This window comes from Burkholderia cepacia ATCC 25416, assembly GCF_001411495.1.
Classification (GTDB): domain Bacteria; phylum Pseudomonadota; class Gammaproteobacteria; order Burkholderiales; family Burkholderiaceae; genus Burkholderia; species Burkholderia cepacia.
The window spans coordinates 1602728-1618495 of the sequence record NZ_CP012982.1; the positions used below are offsets into that span (position 1 = coordinate 1602728).

The following is a 15768-nucleotide window of genomic DNA, read 5'->3' on the forward strand; positions in this document are numbered from 1 at the left end:
GGCTCGGACGAACCTTATGCCGCGACGACCGGCAACGCCGCGCGGCAGCCCGCGTCCACCAGCACGAGCCGGTGTGCGAATGCCGCGAGCGGATAGTCGAAGAAGTAGGTGCCGACCGCCCGCTTGCCCGCACGGAACGAATCGTCTCCCGGCGCATCGCCGACGATGCGCAGCGTGCGCGCCCACGCGAACGCGAGCAGCAGCCAGCCGACCAGCGCGAGATAGTCGTCCGCGACCCGGTAGGGCAGATCCGGATCGTGCTCGCTCGCGCGGATCACGCCGGCCGTCACGCGCTCGAGCTCCGCGCACAGCGTGGCGACGCGCGCCCCGGCGTCCCTCGCCCGCTCGTCCGCTGCCGCCTGGACGCTCTGCGCGGCTTCCGCGCGAACCAGCTCGAGCAGCGCATGCAGCGCCTCGCCGCGATCCCCCAGCACCTTGCGCACCAGCAGATCGATCGCCTGGATCTCGTTGGTCCCTTCGTACAGCATCGACACGCGGCAATCGCGCACCGTCTGTTCGATCCCGTATTCGTGAACGTAGCCGTAGCCGCCGAATACCTGCAGCGCGTTCGACGCGGCCGCGAAGCCGTTCGCGGTGAAGAACGCCTTGGCGACCGGCGTGAGCAACGATGCCAGCCGCGACGCCGCGAGCCGTGCCGGCGGCTGCGGATCGTGCGCGGCGACGTCGAGCCAGTGCGCGATCCAGTAGCCGATCGCGCGCTCGCCTTCGACGATCGCCTGCGCATCGAGCAGGATGCGGCGGATCGCGGCGTGTTGCGCGATCGGCGCCGCCCTGCCCTGCACGCGCTCACGCGCATAGGCCGACGCGGCCTGCCAAGCGCTCTGCGCATGCCCGACACCCTGCATGGCGACCTGCAGGCGCGCCGCGTTCATCATCACGAACATCGATGCGAGCCCGCGATGCGGCTCGCCGACGAGCCAGCCCGCGGCCGCGTCGAAACGCATCGTGCAGGTCGGGCTCGCCTTCAGCCCCATCTTCTTCTCGATGCCGTCGCACCAGACGCCGTTGCGCACGCGGCCGCCCGGCGCGTCGAGCCACTTCGGCACGACGAACAGCGACAGCCCCTTCGTTCCCGCCGGCGCATCGGGCAGCCGCGCGAGCACGAGATGCACGATGTTGTCGGTCAGGTCGTGCTCGCCGCCGGTGATGAACAGCTTGCTGCCGCTGATCCGGTAGCCGTCGGCGGCCGGGTCCGGCACTGCCTGCGTGCGCAGCAGGCCGAGATCGCTGCCCGCCTGCGGCTCGGTGATGCACATCGTCGTCAGCCACTCGCCGCTCGCGATCTTCGGCAGCACGTCGCGCTTCAGGCGCTCGCCGCCGTGCGCGCGCAGGCACGCCACCGCGCCGTGCGTGAGCCCCGGCGACATCAGCCACGCATGGTTCGCCCCCGCGAGCATCTCCTGCAGCGCGACGTCGAGCAGATGCGGCAGCCCCTGGCCGCCGCAATCGGCGTCGAGCGCCAGCGTCGGCCAGCCGGCGTCGACGTAGTCGCGGTACGCATCGCGAAAGCCCGCCGGCATCGTCACGCCGGCACCGTCGAACCGGCAGCCCTCGAGATCGCCGGTCGAATCGAGCGGCGCGATGCGTTCGACCACGAAGCGGGCGGCTTCGTCGAGCACCTGCCCGGCGGTCGACAGGTCGAGCTCCGCCCAGTCGGGCACGCGGCGCCACAGCGCCGGCGCATCGAGCCATTCGCCGATCACGAACAGCATGTCGCGCAACGGCGCGCAATACGCGTTGCTCATCGCACGCACCTCATGCCCGGCGCGCCGTGCCGGCGACGATCACGCCGGCGTCGGCCGCGCCCGGTTCGTACATCGCGTCGACCACCGCCGCACGGTGCATGAGCACCGCACGCTGGTTGATCGAGCCCTTGTCGGTGACTTCGCCGAGATCGAGCGAAGGCGGCGTATCGAGCACGCACAGCCGCGTGACGAACGTCGCGCTGCCGGTCGCATCGCGGTTCAGGCGCTCGAGCAGGTCCGCGAAGAACGCCCGTACCGCGGGCGCCTGCAGGACGGTGCGCACGTCGGCATCCGGTGCCGCGCCGGCCAGGCGACGGCAATCGTCGACGCGCGGGAAGATCATCACGCCGACGTCGTCGCGGTTCATCCCCGTGACGACCGCGTCCTGCACGTACGGCGCGCCGTTCGACACGATCCGCGCGCGCATGGGCCCGACGCTCACGAAGGTGCCTGACGACAGCTTGAAATCCTCCGCGATGCGCCCGTCGAACATCAGGCCGATCTCCGGCCGCGCGGGATCGACGAAACGCACCGCATCGCCGCTGCGGTAGTAGCCCTCCTCGTCGAATACCTCGCGCGCGTCGTCGCCGCTCGCGCGCCAATAACCGGCCATCACGTTCGGCCCGCGAAAGCGCGCCTCGAGCTTGCCGTCGACCGGCACCAGCTTCGCGTCGCAGCCGGGCGCGGGCAGGCCGATGTAGCCGGCTCCCGACATCGGCCCGGTGGTGAACATGCACGATGGCGCGGCCTCGGTCATCCCGAGGCCCGCCATGATCCGGATGCGCTCGCCGCAGTGCGCGAGCGTCACGCGCTCGAGCCGGTCCCACGCGGCCTGCGACAGCCCGGCGCCCGCGAAGAAATACATCTTCACGCGCGAGAAGAAGGTTTCGCGCAGCGCGGCATCCGTTTCGAGCGCCGCGGTCAGCTCTTCCCAGCCCTTCGGCACGTTGAAATACACGGTGGGCGCGATCTCGCGCAGGTTGCGCAGCGTCTCGCCGAACTTGCCGGCGACCGGCTTGCCGTCGTCGATGTACAGCGTGCCGCCGTTGTACAGCGCGATGCCGACGTTATGGCTGCCGCCGAACGTGTGATTCCACGGCAGCCAGTCGACCAGCACCGGCGGCTCCAGGCCGAACTGCGGAAACGTCTCGAGCAGCATCTGCTGGTTGCTGCACAGCATCCGGTGCGTGGTCGGCACCGCCTTGGGCAGCCGTGTCGACCCAGACGTGAACAGGAATTTCGCGATCGTGTCGCCGGTGATCGCATCGTGCGCGGCATCGACGCTGCCCGGTGTCGTGTCGAGCAGCGACGAGAAACGCGTGACGCCATCCATCCCGTCGGGTGCCGACACGACCACGCGCTCGACATCAGGCGGCACCGACGCGTCGAGCGCGGCACGAAACGCCGCGCCGTCCGACGCGAAGACCAGCCCCGGCGTGAGCACGGCGAGCGCGTGGCGCAGCTTGCCGTAATCGCTCGACACGAGCGAATACGCGGGCGACAGCGGCGCATGCGGAATGCCGGCCCACATCGCGCCGAACGCGAGTTGCAGATGTTCGAGGTCGTTGCCCGACAGGATCGCGACGGGCCGCTCGGCCGACAGCCCGCGATCGAGCAGCGCCTGGCCGATCGCGCGGGCGCGCTCGAGCATCTGCGCATACGTGATGCCGATCCACGTACCGTCGGGCCCGCGCCGCGCGACCAGCCAGCGGTCCGGATGCGCGCGCGCGCCGCTCGCGAGCCGGTCGGTCAGCCGATGTGGGTACGCGCCGAGCGGGGTCGTCGCGCGCAAGGTCCAGCAGCCGTCGCGTTGCACGATCTCCGGCGGTGCCGTGCCGATCGCCACGGGGCGATAGCCGGCGGGAACGCGCTGTGCGGCAGCCGCGTCGCGCAGTTGGGTCGGATCCGCATCCAAGTTCTGTCTCCGGTCGGTTCCGCCCCGCGCGCGTGCGCGCGCCGGGCGGGGACTTCATTGTGTCGTTGTCTCAACTGGGGCGCCGCGGCGCCCGGGACTGCTCAGATCGGGTAGTGACGCGGCGTGGTCTGGACCGTGATCCAGCGCAGGTCGGTAAACTCGGCGATCGACGCCTTGCTGCCGAACCGGCCGTAGCCGCTTGCCTTCACGCCGCCGAACGGCATCTGCGCCTCGTCGTGCACCGTCGGCCCGTTGATGTGGCAGATGCCCGATTCGATCTGCTTCGCGACCTGCATCGCGCGCGCGATATCGCGGCTGAACACCGCCGCCGACAGCCCGTACTCGCTGTCGTTCGCGGCCGCGAGCGCGGCGGCGTCGCCGTCGACGCGCTGCACGGTCACCACCGGCCCGAACGATTCGTCCGCATACAGCTGCATGTCGCGCGTGACTCCGTCGACGATCGTCGGCTGCATCACCGCGCCGTCGACTTCACAGCCGAGCGGCAGCGCGGCGCCGTGTGCGCGCGCGTCGTCCACCATCGCCGCGATCCGCTGCGCGGCGGCCGCGCTTTCGAGCGTGCCCAGCACGACACCCGGCGCGGCCGGGTTGCCGGCCTTCAGCGTGCGTGCCTTCGCGACGAGCCGTTCGACGAACGCATCGGCGACCTTGCGATCGACGATCACGCGCTCGGTCGACATGCAGATCTGCCCCTGGTTGAAGAACGCGCCGAATGCGACCGCCTCGACCGCCGCGTCGAGATCGGCGTCGTCGAGCACGAGCACCGGCGCCTTGCCGCCGAGTTCAAGCAGCGCCGGCTTCAGGTGCTGCGCGGCGAGCGTCGCGACGATGCGGCCGACGCGTGTCGAACCGGTGAAGTTCACGCGGCGCACCGCCGGGTTCGCGATCAGCCGCTCGACGATCGCCGGCGCGTCCTGCGGCGCATGCGTGATCACGTTGACCACGCCGTCGCCGAGCCCTGCGTCGTGCAGCACGCTGCCGATCAGCCGGTGCACGCCCGGACAACCCTCGGACGCCTTCAGCACCACCGTGTTGCCGCATGCGAGCGGCATCGCGAGCGCACGGGTCGCGAGAATCACCGGCGCATTCCACGGCGCGATCCCGAGCACGACACCGCACGGCTGGCGCACGGCCATCGCGAGGCTGCCGGGCACGTCCGACGGGATCACCGCGCCGTCGATCTGCGTGGTCATCGCGGCTGCCTCGCGCAGCATGTTCGCCGCGAGCATCACGTTGAAGCCGTACCAGTTCGCCATCGCACCGGTTTCCGCGCGGCCGGTTTCGATGAATTCGCCCGCGCGCGCGTCCATCCGGTCGGCCGCCGCGAGCAGCCGCCGACGGCGCTCGGTCGGCGCGAGCGCGGCCCACGCGGGGAATGCGCGCGCCGCTGCCGCGACCGCGGCGTCCGCGTCGGCAAGCGTCGCCGCGGCGGCGCGCGACGCCACCCGTCCCGTCGCCGGATCGATCCGGTCGAAGGTCCCGCCGTCCGACGCGCCGCGCGACACGCCGTCGATCAACAAACTCACTTCGTGCATTTCCGTGTCTCCACTCGGATCCGGTTGCGTGCGGCGGCGCGCGTCAGCGCTTGTACGCCTGCAGGCCCGGCTTGATGCTCTTGTCGTCGAGGAACTGCTTGAGGCCCTGCTCGCGCCCGCCTTCCGGATCGCGGTAGTTCGCCTGGTCGAGCTTCGCGTACAGGTAGTCCTCGTTCTGCTCCCAGGTCAGCTCGCGGCAACGCTTGAAGCCGTGCTTCGCGTTACGGATCACGACCGGGTTCTTGTCGAGCAGCTTCGCGGCCAGCGCGCGCACCTCGTCGCGCAGCTGCGCGCGCGGCACGCTCTTGTTGACGAGCCCCATCTGCGCGGCCTGCGGGCCGGTGAAGGTGTCGCCGGTCATGATGTAGTAGAGCGCCTGGCGATGGCCCACGGTGTCGGCCATCGCCTTGCTGACGAGGTTGCCCGGCGGGATGCCCCAGTTGATTTCCGACAGGCCGAACACCGCTTCGTCGGCCGCGATCGCGAGGTCGCACGCGACGAGCGGCGAGAAGCCGCCGCCGAAGCACCAGCCGTTGACCATCGCGATCGTCGGCTTCGCATACATGCGCAGCAATTGCCACTGCCAGCGGCTCGCGTCGCGGCGAATCTTTTCCTGCAGGATTTCCGGGCCCGCGTCGACTTCGCGGAAATATTCCTTCAGGTCCATCCCGGCCGTCCAGGCGTCGCCCTCGCCGGTCAGCACGAGCACCTGCGCCTCGGCATCGAGTTCGATCGCCTCCAGCACGTCGATCATCTCCGCGTTCAGCGTCGGGCTCATTGCGTTGCGCTTGTCCGGACGGTTCAGCGTCACCCATGCGATCCCGCCCTCGACCTCGACCTTCACCGTTTTCCAGCGCCCTTCGTAACCCATTTTCGTTCTCCAATGACGATGCCGCCCTGTGCGACTCGCGACCAATTTACTATCAGGTAACCTGATATGTAAAGTAGAATGGAAGCGGCTCCGGACAAACCCCTAAACGGGCCCGGACAGCCGATTTCGCGCCGTGCCGGCCGACGCATCACGACATGAGGAGACACGCTTGGACATCGACAACCTGATCGCCATCGACACGCACGTGCACGCCGAAGTGTCGTGCTGCCAGCCGCCGGACCTGTTCGCGAAGGCATTCGACGATGCGGCCGACAAGTACTTCGGCACCGTGCTGAAGCAGGGCCGTCGGCCGACCATTCCGGAGACGATCGCGCATTACCGCGAGCGCCGGATCGGCTTCGTGATGTTCACCGTCGACTGCGAGACGAACATCGGCCGGCGGCGCATTCCGAACGAGGAAATCGCGCAATTCGCGCAGGACAACGCCGACGTGATGATCGCGTTCGCGAGCATCGACCCGCACAAGGGCCGCTTCGGCGCGCGCGAGGTGCGCCGCCTGATCGACGAGCACGGCGTGAAGGGCTTCAAGTTCCACCCGACGATGCAGGGATGCTTCCCGAACGACAGGCTCGCCTATCCGATCTACGAGGTGATCGCGGAATACGGGTTGCCGGCCGTCTTCCACAGCGGGCATTCGGGGATGGGATCGGGGATGCGCGGCGGCGGCGGGCTGCGTCTGAAGTATTCCGAACCGATTCACCTCGACGACGTCGCGGCCGACTTCCCGGACATGAAGATCGTGATCGCGCACCCTTCATGGCCGTGGCAGGAGCAGGCGCTGTCGATCGCGCTGCACAAGCCGAACGTCTACATCGACCTGTCGGGATGGTCGCCGAAGTACTTCTCGCCCGAGCTCGTGAAATACGCGAACACGCTGCTCAGGCACAAGGTGCTGTTCGCGTCCGATTTTCCGCTGATCCGGCCGGACCGCTGGCTCGAGGATTTTCAGGGCGCCGGGTTCCGGCCCGACGTGCATTCGCTGATTCTGAAAGACAACGCGGTCGCGTTGCTGGGGCTGCAGGCCGCGCAGCAGTCGTGACCCGTCCGGCCGTGACGGCGCCGGCAGCGCGCCGCCGCACGCACCGGCGCGCTCAGTTCGCGGGCTTGCCCGCGAACCGCGCGGTCGGCCGCCCCGCGTAGCGCGTACGGGCGACGAACACGCCGCCGGCGTCGGCATCGCTCGCCAGCGCGTTGTCGCTCAGCCCGACGCGCGCGCTCGTCACGTACAGCCGGCCTTCGCCGTCGAGCGCCACGCAGCTCGGCTGCGCGGTCGGCACTTCGACGCGCTCCGTTTCAACGCCGTCAGGCCCGTAGCGCACCACCCGCCGGCCGCCCCACTGCGCATTCCACAGGCCGCCGTCGCGATCGACCGTCGAGCCGTCCGGATCGCCGTCCGCATCGGTCAGCCGCGCGAACGGCCGCACATTCGCGACATCGCCGCCCGCGCGGTAATCGCACACGAAAATCTCGCGCACCAGCGAATCGCAGAAATACATCTTCGACCCATCCGGCGAGAACGCGATGCTGTTCGCGATCGCGGCCGGCGGCAACGCGAGCCGCTCGAGCGTGAGATCCGGATTGAGCCGATGGAACCCGCCGACCGCTTGCGGCGGTTCGCTGCCTTCGTCCTTCATCCCGAACACGAATGCGCCGGCCCCATCGCAACGCCCGTCGTTCAGCCGCGTCGGCAGATCGGGTTCGACGTCGACGATCCGCGTGAACGCACCGCTGCGCAGGTCGAAGAACGCGAGATGCGTCGCGAGCCCGACGAGCAGCACGTCCGGATCGTGCGTCAGCGCGAAGCACGCGAGCCGTTCCGGCATCGGCCACTGCGCGAGGCCCGAGCCGTCCGCGCGGCAGCGCCACAGCCGCGCCCCTTCGATGTCCGTCCAGTACAGCGCGTGCGCCGCGTCGCACCACGTCGCGCCTTCGCCGAGCGTGTTGCGGCTGTCCACGAGCAGCGCCGCCGCGCCCGGATGAATCTGTTGCATGCCGTCTCCCGATGTCTGTCGCCTTCGCAGGCGGCCGCGCGTTCGTCAGGGTCAGATCTTCATCGCGCGCCGCTGGTTGCGACGATACTGGTCGAACAGCACCGCGAGCAACAGAATTCCGCCGCGTATCAGATATTGGTAAAACGTCGGCACGTTCAAGAGGCTCATCGCGTCCTGCACGGAGCCCATGATCAGCACGCCGACCAGCACGCCGGAGATCGTCGCGACGCCGCCCGTCAGCGACACGCCGCCGAGCACGCACGCGGAGATCACGCCGAGCTCGAGGCCGACCGACGTCTTCGGATCGCCGAGGCTCATCCGCGACGCGAGCATCACGCCGGCGAAGCCGGTCACGAGCCCCTGCAGCACGAACACGGTGATCTTGATGCGCATCACCGGCAGCCCCGCGAGCAGCGCCGCCTCGCCGTTGCCGCCGACGGCCAGCACGTTCTTGCCGAACACCGTCCGGCGCAGCAGGAAGCCGAACACGACGAAGCCGACGATGTTGCTCCAGATCGGATACGAGATGCCGAGGAACGACCCGCCGCCGAGATCGAAGAAGCGCTCCTCGGAGATCATCACCGCGTCGCCGTTCGACGTGATGAACGCGAGCCCGCGCACGACTTCCATCATCGCGAGCGTGACGATCAGCGAGTTGATCCGCCAGCGCGCGATCAGCACGCCGTTGACGAGCCCGACCGCGCCGCCCGCGAGCACGCCGCCGGCGATGCCGAGCACGACGCTGTGCGTCGCGGTGATCAGCGTCGACGCGACGACGCCCGAGAACGCGACGATCGACGCGACCGACAGGTCGACCTCGCCGAGCGCGAGCACGAACATCATCGTCACCGCGATCGAGCCGATCAGCGTGACCGACAGCAGCAGGCCCTGGATGTTGCGCGGCGTGAGGAAGTCCGGCACCGTCAGCGACAGCGTCGCGAACAGCACGAGAAACACCATCACGATGCCGGAGCGGTTGATCAATTGCCACACGCCGCCGCGCGCTCGCGCGGGCGTGGCCGCGGCATCGGGGGACGGGGAAGTGCGTTGGGGTTGCATTGCCTGGCTCATATCAGTTGCTTTCCGGTTGACTGCAGGCCGCTAGCGCGGCAGCGCGAGCTTGATCAGCGCGTCGGGCGTCGCCTGCGCCTTCGCGACCTCGCCCGCGATCCGTCCTTCCTTCATCACGATGATCCGGTCCGACACGCCGATCACCTCGGCGAGGTCGCTCGACACGAGGATCACCGTACGGCCCGCTTCCGCGAGTTCGTAGAACAGGTTGTAGATTTCCGCGCGCGCGCCGACGTCGATGCCGCGCGTCGGCTCGTCCATCAGGAACACGTCGATGCGCTCGGCCAGCCAGCGCGCGAGCACGACCTTCTGCTGGTTGCCGCCCGACAGCGCGCCGATCGGCGTGTCGCCGTCGCGGGTCTTGATCGCGAGCCGCTCGATATAGCGCTGCGCGAGTTCACGCTCGCGCCGCCCGTCGAGCAGCACGCGCGCCGGGCTGAAATGCCGGCGCGCGCTGATGTTCAGGTTGTCGGCCACCGACGCGATCGCGACGATGCCTTCCTGCTTGCGGTCTTCCGGGCACAGCGCGAGGCCGGCGCGCACCGCGTCGCGCGGGCTCCCGAACGCGACCCGCCGCCCGTTCAGCTCGACGTGCCCCGCGCTCGGGCGCGCGGCGCCGTACAGCAGCTTCATCAGCTCCGAGCGGCCCGCGCCGACCAGCCCGAAGAAGCCGACGATCTCGCCGCGCCGCGCGGTGAACGACACGGGCTCGGCGAGCCCGGGCCCCGCCAGCCCCTTCGCCTCGATCAGCACGTCGCCGGGCGTGCGCGGCCGGTAGCCGTATACGTCCTCGATCGAGCGGCCGACCATGCAGCCGATCAGCCGGTCGCGATCGAGATCGGCCACGGATTCGAACGTCTCGATGCGACGGCCGTCGCGGAACACGGTCACGCGGTCGCACAGTTCATACACTTCCTCCATCCGGTGCGTGACGTAGATGATCGCGCGGCCTTCCGCGCGCAGTGCGCGGATGATCCGGAACAGTTGCGCGGTCTCGCGCGCGGACAGCGAGCTCGTCGGTTCGTCGAACGCGATCACGCGCGCGTCGCGCATCAGCGCCTTGCCGATCTCGATCATCTGGCGCTGGCCGATCGACAGATACTTCACCGGAATGCCCGGATCGATATGCTCGCCGAGCCGCTCCAGCGCATCGAGCGCGCGCACGGCGAGCGCGCGTTCGTCGACCACGCCGAGCCGGCTCGGCAGCTGCCCGAGCATCAGGTTTTCCGCGACCGTCAGCTCGGGCACGAGATGCAGTTCCTGGTAGATGATCGCGATGCCGGCCTCCAGCGCCGCGCGCGTCGACGCGAAGTGCTGCACCGCGCCGTTCAGCGTCAGCGTGCCGGCCTGCGGCTGGTTCACGCCGGACAGCACCTTCAGCAGCGTCGACTTCCCCGCGCCGTTCTCGCCCATCAGCCCGTGCACTTCGCCCGCGCGCACCGACAGCGACACGGCGTCGAGCGCGCGCACGCCCGGGAACGTCACCGTGATGCCGTCGAGCGCGAGCAGCGCCGCGTCCGGCCTCGCCACGCCGGCTGCGCCGGCGGCCGTGCTGCCGGCGGATACGGTCGTCATCGTCTGCGTCGTCATCGCTTGCTCGCCCCGCACGCTCAGATGCCGAGTTCGGCGCGCACGGCCTGCCAGTTCGCGCGCGTCATCAGCTTGCCGCTCGTCTGCGTGTCGGCCGGCGGCGTCTTGCCGTTGCGAATCCAGTCGACGAGGTTCTGCGTGCTGTCCTTGCCGTGGTTCGTCGAGCTGACGGCGATCGTCCCATAGAAGCCGGTCGGCTCCTTCTTCTGGAATTCGGCGAACGCCTCGCCGGCACCGTTGATGCCGACGCCGATCACGTCGGCGGCCGGAATATGCAGCTGTTCGGTCGCGCGCACCGCGCCGAGCACGGTTTCCTCGTTCAGCGCGTAGACCACCCACTTCTTGATGTTCGGATGCCGCGCGAGCACCGGCGCGGCCGCGCTGAAGCCGCCTTCGTCGTCGGTCGTCTTCTGCGGTGCATCGAAGATGTTCTCCTGGCGGAAGCCGTTCGCGAGCAGCGCCTGCGTCGCGCCGTCGGTGCGCAGCTTCGCGGTCGGCAGCTCGTAGTTCGTGATCCGCAGCGCGCCGACTTCCTCGGGCTTCCAGCCGCGTCGCTTCATCTCGTCGGAAATCGCCTGGCCGACCTGGTTGCCGATCTTGGTCGCCGACATCCCGAGGTGCGGCACGTTCGACAGCGGCTTGCCGGTCGAATCGACGAGCTGGTCGTCGACGGTCACGAACTTCATGTTGTAGCGCTTCGCACGCGCGGCGATCGCCGGCCCGAGGCGCACGTCGGGCGCGCAGATCACGAAGCCCTGCGCGCCTTGCGAGCCGAGGTTGTCGATCGCGGCCAGCACCTTCTCGCCGTCGGGCGTGCCGATCTTCACGACCGAGAAATTCTCCTTCTGGCCGAGCGCGGACGCCGCGTTCTGCTCGTTGATGAACCAAGCCTGCTCGGGCATCTTCACCAGGAAGCCGATCTTCAGCGGCGCGTCGGCGCGCGCGGCGCCCTGCATGCCGAGCGGCGCGATGCACAGCGCGGCGAGCAGCGCGCGCAGGGTGTGTCGGCGAATCGTTTGGGTCGTGCGGTTCATGCGGTGTCTCCTTGATGTCGGCTTGTGCCGTAATGATTCGTCGTGCGCGATCGCGCCGCGGCGCGCCCGCGCAGTCAGCGTCCGAACGCGTCGGTCTGTACGCGCCGGCCGAACAGGAACGCATCGGCGACAAGCCGCAGCGGCCGCACGTCGACGTCGCTTTCACCCCGCGCGATCAGCGCATGGAAGTGCGCATACAGCGCCGGATACTCGCGTTCGGGCCCGATCTCGACCGGCTCGCCCGCGATCGACAGTTGCGCGCCGCCGCGGCTGATCGCGAGCACGCCGTCGGCCGTATCGACCGCGATTTCCCATTGCTCGACCGGGCCGTGCCGCCAGTCGAATTCCGCGCGCACGGGCACGCCATCGGTATCCGTGCAATCGAGTTCGGCCGCGATCGGCGTCTGCACGTCGCTCGGCACGATCAGCGTCGCCTCGCGCAGCACGAGCTCGCGCGGCAGGATCCGCGTGACGATCGACAGCGCGTTGATGCCCGGATCGAACACGCCGAGGCCGCCCGGTTCCCAGATCCATTGCTGCCCCGGGTGCCAGCGCCGCACGTCCTCCTTCCAGCGCACCTGCACCGCGCGGATCGTGCGGGTCGCGAGCCACGCGCGCGCGGGCTCCACCGCGCTCGCGCAGCGCGAATGCCACGTGGCGAACAACGTGAGCCCGCGCTCGCGCGCGAGCGCCTCCAGCACGGCCACTTCGCCGAGCGTCGCGCCCGGCGGCTTCTCGAGCATCACGTGCTTGCCGGCCTCGAGCGCGGCGCGCGCCTGCGCGTAGCGCACCTGCGGCGGCGCGCACAGCGACACGGCGTCGAGCTCGCGCTCGGTGGCCAGCAGCGCGCGCAGGTCGCGATAGTTGCGCACGCCGGCGACTTCCGCATGGCGGCTCGCGCACGCGGTCAGCTTGAAGCCCGGTTCGGCGTCGATCGCCGGCAGATGCTGGTCGCGCGCGATCTTGCCGACGCCGACGATACCCAGCGAAACCTGATCACTCATCGTGCATGCCTCCTTCGCGAATCGTTCGGTGGTCGTTCAGTGCGCCCAGCGCAGCACGAGCGGATCGAGCCGGCGCGCGATCGCGAGCAGTTCCGCGCGCGTGTCCGGATGCAGTTCCGGCATCGGATGCCGTGGCCGCTCGCACGCGATCACGCCGCCTTCGCGCATCAGCGCCTTCGCGGTGAGAATCCCGGACTGGCGGTTCTCGTGATTGATCAGCGGCAGCCACGCCTGATAGCGCTCGAAAGCGTCGTCGTGGCGCCCTTCGCGCCAGGCTTCGAGAATCGGCCGGATGCCGTCCGGAAACCCGCCGCCCGTCATCGCGCCGGTCGCGCCGGCATGGAGGTCGGCGAGCAGCGTGATCGCCTCCTCGCCGTCCCACGGCCCCTCGATCGCGTCGCCGCCGAGCCGGATCAGTTCGCGCAGCTTGTTCGCCGCCCCGGGCGTCTCGATCTTGAAGTACGCGACCTGCTCGATCTCGCGCGCCATCCGTGCGAGGAACGGCGCGGACAGCGGCGTGCCGCTCGCGGGCGCATCCTGGATCATGATCGGGATGTCGATCGCGTCCGAAACGCGCGCGAAGAAATCGAAGATCTGCGCTTCCGGCACGCGGAACGTCGCGCCGTGATAAGGCGGCATCGCCATCACCATCGCCGCGCCGAGCTGCTGCGCGCGCAGGCTGCGCGCCGCGCACACCTGCGTGCCGTAGTGCGACGTCGTGACGATCACCGGCACGCGGCCCGCGACGTGTTCGAGGATCGTGCGCGTGAGCACGTCGCGTTCGTCGTCGGTGATCGCGAACTGCTCGGAGAAGTTCGCGAGGATGCACAGCCCGTCGGAACCCGCGTCGATCATGAAATCGACCGCGCGTTTCTGGCTCGCGAGGTCGAGCTCGCCGGTGTCGGTGAAGGTCGTCGGGACGACGGGGAAGATGCCGCGATAACGCGGCGTGCTGCTCGATGTCATGGTTCGCGTCCTGCTTCGGCGTCGGTGGCGACCGCCGTCATGCGTTCACGGTTTCACGAAGCGGGCCCGGGCGGGCCCGCAACCGGCTGCGGCGCGCGTTTGTGGCACTTCTCGCGCCGCCTGCCGCTCAATGCGAATGGCTCGGCACGTCCGCGCCGCGCGTGCCGACCAGGAAGTCGAGGTCGCACCCCTCGTCGGCCTGCAGCACGTGATCGATGTACAGCCGTGCGTAGCCGCCCTTGCCGAGCTGCCCGGCCACGCCCGGCGCCGCGGTCGGATCGACGTCCGACAGGCGGCGCTGCAGTTCGTCATCCGGAATGTCGAGATGCAGCGTGCCGGCCTCGCAGTCGAGCTCGATCCAGTCGCCGTTGCGCACGGCCGCGAGCGGCCCGCCGGCGGCGGCCTCCGGCGCCACGTGCAGCACGACCGTGCCGTACGCGGTGCCGCTCATCCGCGCGTCGGAAATCCGCACCATGTCCTTCACGCCCTGGCGCAGCAGCTTCGGCGGCAGGCCCATGTTGCCGACCTCGGCCATCCCCGGATAACCGCGCGGCCCGCAGTTCTTCAGCACGAGCACCGAGCTGGCGTCGACGTCGAGCGCCTCGTCGTTGATCGTCGCCTTGTAGTGGTCGAGGTTCTCGAACACGACCGCGCGGCCGCGATGCTTCAGCAGCTCGGGGCTCGCCGCCGACGGCTTCAGCACCGCGCCGCGCGGCGCGAGATTGCCGCGCAGGATGCAGATGCCGCCGTCCGCGATCAGCGGCCGGTCGAGCGGGCGGATCACTTCGTCGTCGTAGTTCGGCGCTTCGCGCACGTTGTCCCACAGCGACTTGCCGTTCACCGTCAGCGCGTCCGGGTGCGGCAGCAACCCGCCTTCGCCGAGCCGGCGCAGCACGGCCGGCAGCCCGCCCGCGTAATAGAACTCTTCCATCAGGAAGCGCCCCGACGGCATCAGGTCGACGATCGTCGGCGTGTCGCGGCCGATGCGCATCCAGTCCTCCAGTTCGAGCGGCACGCCGATGCGGCCCGCGATCGCCTTCAGGTGGATCACCGCATTCGTCGAGCCGCCGATCGCCGCATTCGCGCGGATCGCGTTCTCGAACGCCGCGCGCGTGAGGACCTTCGACAGCACCAGCCCTTCGAGCGCCATCTCGACGATGCGGATGCCGGACATGTGCGCGAGCACGTAGCGGCGCGAATCGACGGCCGGGATCGCCGCGTTGTGCGGTAGCGCGACGCCGAGCGCCTCGGCCATGCACGCCATCGTCGACGCAGTGCCCATCGTGTTGCAGGTGCCGGCCGAGCGCGACATCCCGGCTTCGGCCGACAGGAAGTGATGCAGGTCGATCTCGCCGGCCTTCAGTGATTCATGCAGCTGCCACACGGCCGTGCCGGAGCCGATGTTCCTGCCTTCGAGCTTGCCGTTCAGCATCGGCCCGCCCGACACGACGATCGCCGGCACGTCGCAGCTCGCCGCGCCCATCAGCAGCGCGGGCGTCGTCTTGTCGCAGCCGGCGAGCAGCACGACCGCGTCGATCGGGTTGCCGCGGATCGCTTCCTCGACGTCCATCGACGCAAGGTTGCGCGTGAGCATCGCCGACGGGCGCAGGTTCGATTCGCCGTTCGAGAACACCGGGAACTCGACCGGGAAGCCGCCCGCTTCGAAGATCCCGCGCTTCACGTGCTCGGCGAGCTTGCGGAAGTGCGCGTTGCATGGCGTCAGTTCGGACCACGTGTTGCAGATGCCGATGATCGGACGGCCATCGAACTCGTGATCGGGAATGCCCTGATTCTTCATCCAGCTCCGGTACATGAAGCCGTTCTTGTCGTTCGTGCCGAACCATTGGGCGGAGCGCAGCCTGGGTTTTGTTGCCGACATCGTCAGTCCTGTGGTGACGGGATACCGGCGCAGTCTAGGCAGAATTTTGATAACTGGCTAATGACGTTTTTGGCGATTACGATATCGATTTCGATATCGATATAAAC

General features: G+C 69.2%; 12 protein-coding genes. 1 reads left to right on the top strand and 11 read right to left on the bottom strand.

The window, feature by feature from the left end; translation table 11 throughout:
- Positions 1 to 14 precede the first annotated feature (14 nt).
- From APZ15_RS24545 to APZ15_RS24560, 4 genes are all read right to left on the bottom strand, one after another.
- Positions 15 to 1766, bottom strand: a complete 1752-nt coding sequence (locus APZ15_RS24545) for an acyl-CoA dehydrogenase (protein ID WP_027790250.1) — start codon at positions 1764 to 1766, stop codon at positions 15 to 17.
- 10 nt (positions 1767 to 1776) lie between these two features.
- Positions 1777 to 3681, bottom strand: coding sequence for a feruloyl-CoA synthase (locus APZ15_RS24550; RefSeq protein ID WP_027790249.1), 1905 nt, complete (start codon positions 3679 to 3681; stop codon positions 1777 to 1779).
- Positions 3682 to 3782: 101 nt separating this feature from the next.
- A complete protein-coding gene (locus tag APZ15_RS24555; protein ID WP_027790248.1) occupies positions 3783 to 5234 on the bottom strand; it encodes an aldehyde dehydrogenase in 1452 nt (483 codons plus the stop codon).
- A gap of 43 nt (positions 5235 to 5277) precedes the next feature.
- Entirely contained in the window at positions 5278 to 6105 is an 828-nt protein-coding gene (locus tag APZ15_RS24560; protein WP_021163522.1) for a p-hydroxycinnamoyl CoA hydratase/lyase, read from the bottom strand.
- A 169-nt stretch (positions 6106 to 6274) separates the two neighbouring features.
- Between APZ15_RS24560 and APZ15_RS24565 the strand changes: the two genes are divergently transcribed.
- Entirely contained in the window at positions 6275 to 7165 is an 891-nt protein-coding gene (locus tag APZ15_RS24565; RefSeq protein WP_027790247.1) for an amidohydrolase family protein, read from the top strand.
- A 52-nt stretch (positions 7166 to 7217) separates the two neighbouring features.
- Here APZ15_RS24565 and APZ15_RS24570 read toward each other — a convergent pair whose 3' ends face one another.
- From APZ15_RS24570 to APZ15_RS24600, 7 genes are all read right to left on the bottom strand, one after another.
- Positions 7218 to 8117 carry an SMP-30/gluconolactonase/LRE family protein gene (locus tag APZ15_RS24570; protein WP_027790246.1) on the bottom strand — a complete coding sequence of 300 codons (900 nt, stop codon included), beginning with the start codon at positions 8115 to 8117 and terminating at the stop codon, positions 7218 to 7220.
- A 51-nt stretch (positions 8118 to 8168) separates the two neighbouring features.
- Positions 8169 to 9188 carry an L-arabinose ABC transporter permease AraH gene (gene araH / locus APZ15_RS24575; RefSeq protein ID WP_027790245.1) on the bottom strand — a complete coding sequence of 340 codons (1020 nt, stop codon included), beginning with the start codon at positions 9186 to 9188 and terminating at the stop codon, positions 8169 to 8171.
- Between the two features lie 30 nt (positions 9189 to 9218).
- Positions 9219 to 10778, bottom strand: a complete 1560-nt coding sequence (araG, locus tag APZ15_RS24580; RefSeq protein ID WP_027790244.1) for an L-arabinose ABC transporter ATP-binding protein AraG — start codon at positions 10776 to 10778, stop codon at positions 9219 to 9221.
- A 20-nt stretch (positions 10779 to 10798) separates the two neighbouring features.
- Positions 10799 to 11812, bottom strand: a complete 1014-nt coding sequence (locus tag APZ15_RS24585) for an arabinose ABC transporter substrate-binding protein (protein ID WP_027790243.1) — start codon at positions 11810 to 11812, stop codon at positions 10799 to 10801.
- Positions 11813 to 11886: 74 nt separating this feature from the next.
- Positions 11887 to 12816: a Gfo/Idh/MocA family protein gene (locus APZ15_RS24590; protein WP_027790242.1), complete on the bottom strand. Its 930-nt coding sequence runs from the start codon at positions 12814 to 12816 to the stop codon at positions 11887 to 11889.
- Between the two features lie 36 nt (positions 12817 to 12852).
- The gene (locus APZ15_RS24595) at positions 12853 to 13782 is read right to left on the bottom strand and encodes a dihydrodipicolinate synthase family protein (protein WP_027790241.1); all 930 of its coding nucleotides are present in this window, start codon (positions 13780 to 13782) and stop codon (positions 12853 to 12855) included.
- A gap of 127 nt (positions 13783 to 13909) precedes the next feature.
- A complete protein-coding gene (locus APZ15_RS24600) occupies positions 13910 to 15661 on the bottom strand; it encodes an IlvD/Edd family dehydratase (protein WP_027790240.1) in 1752 nt (583 codons plus the stop codon).
- Positions 15662 to 15768 lie beyond the last annotated feature (107 nt).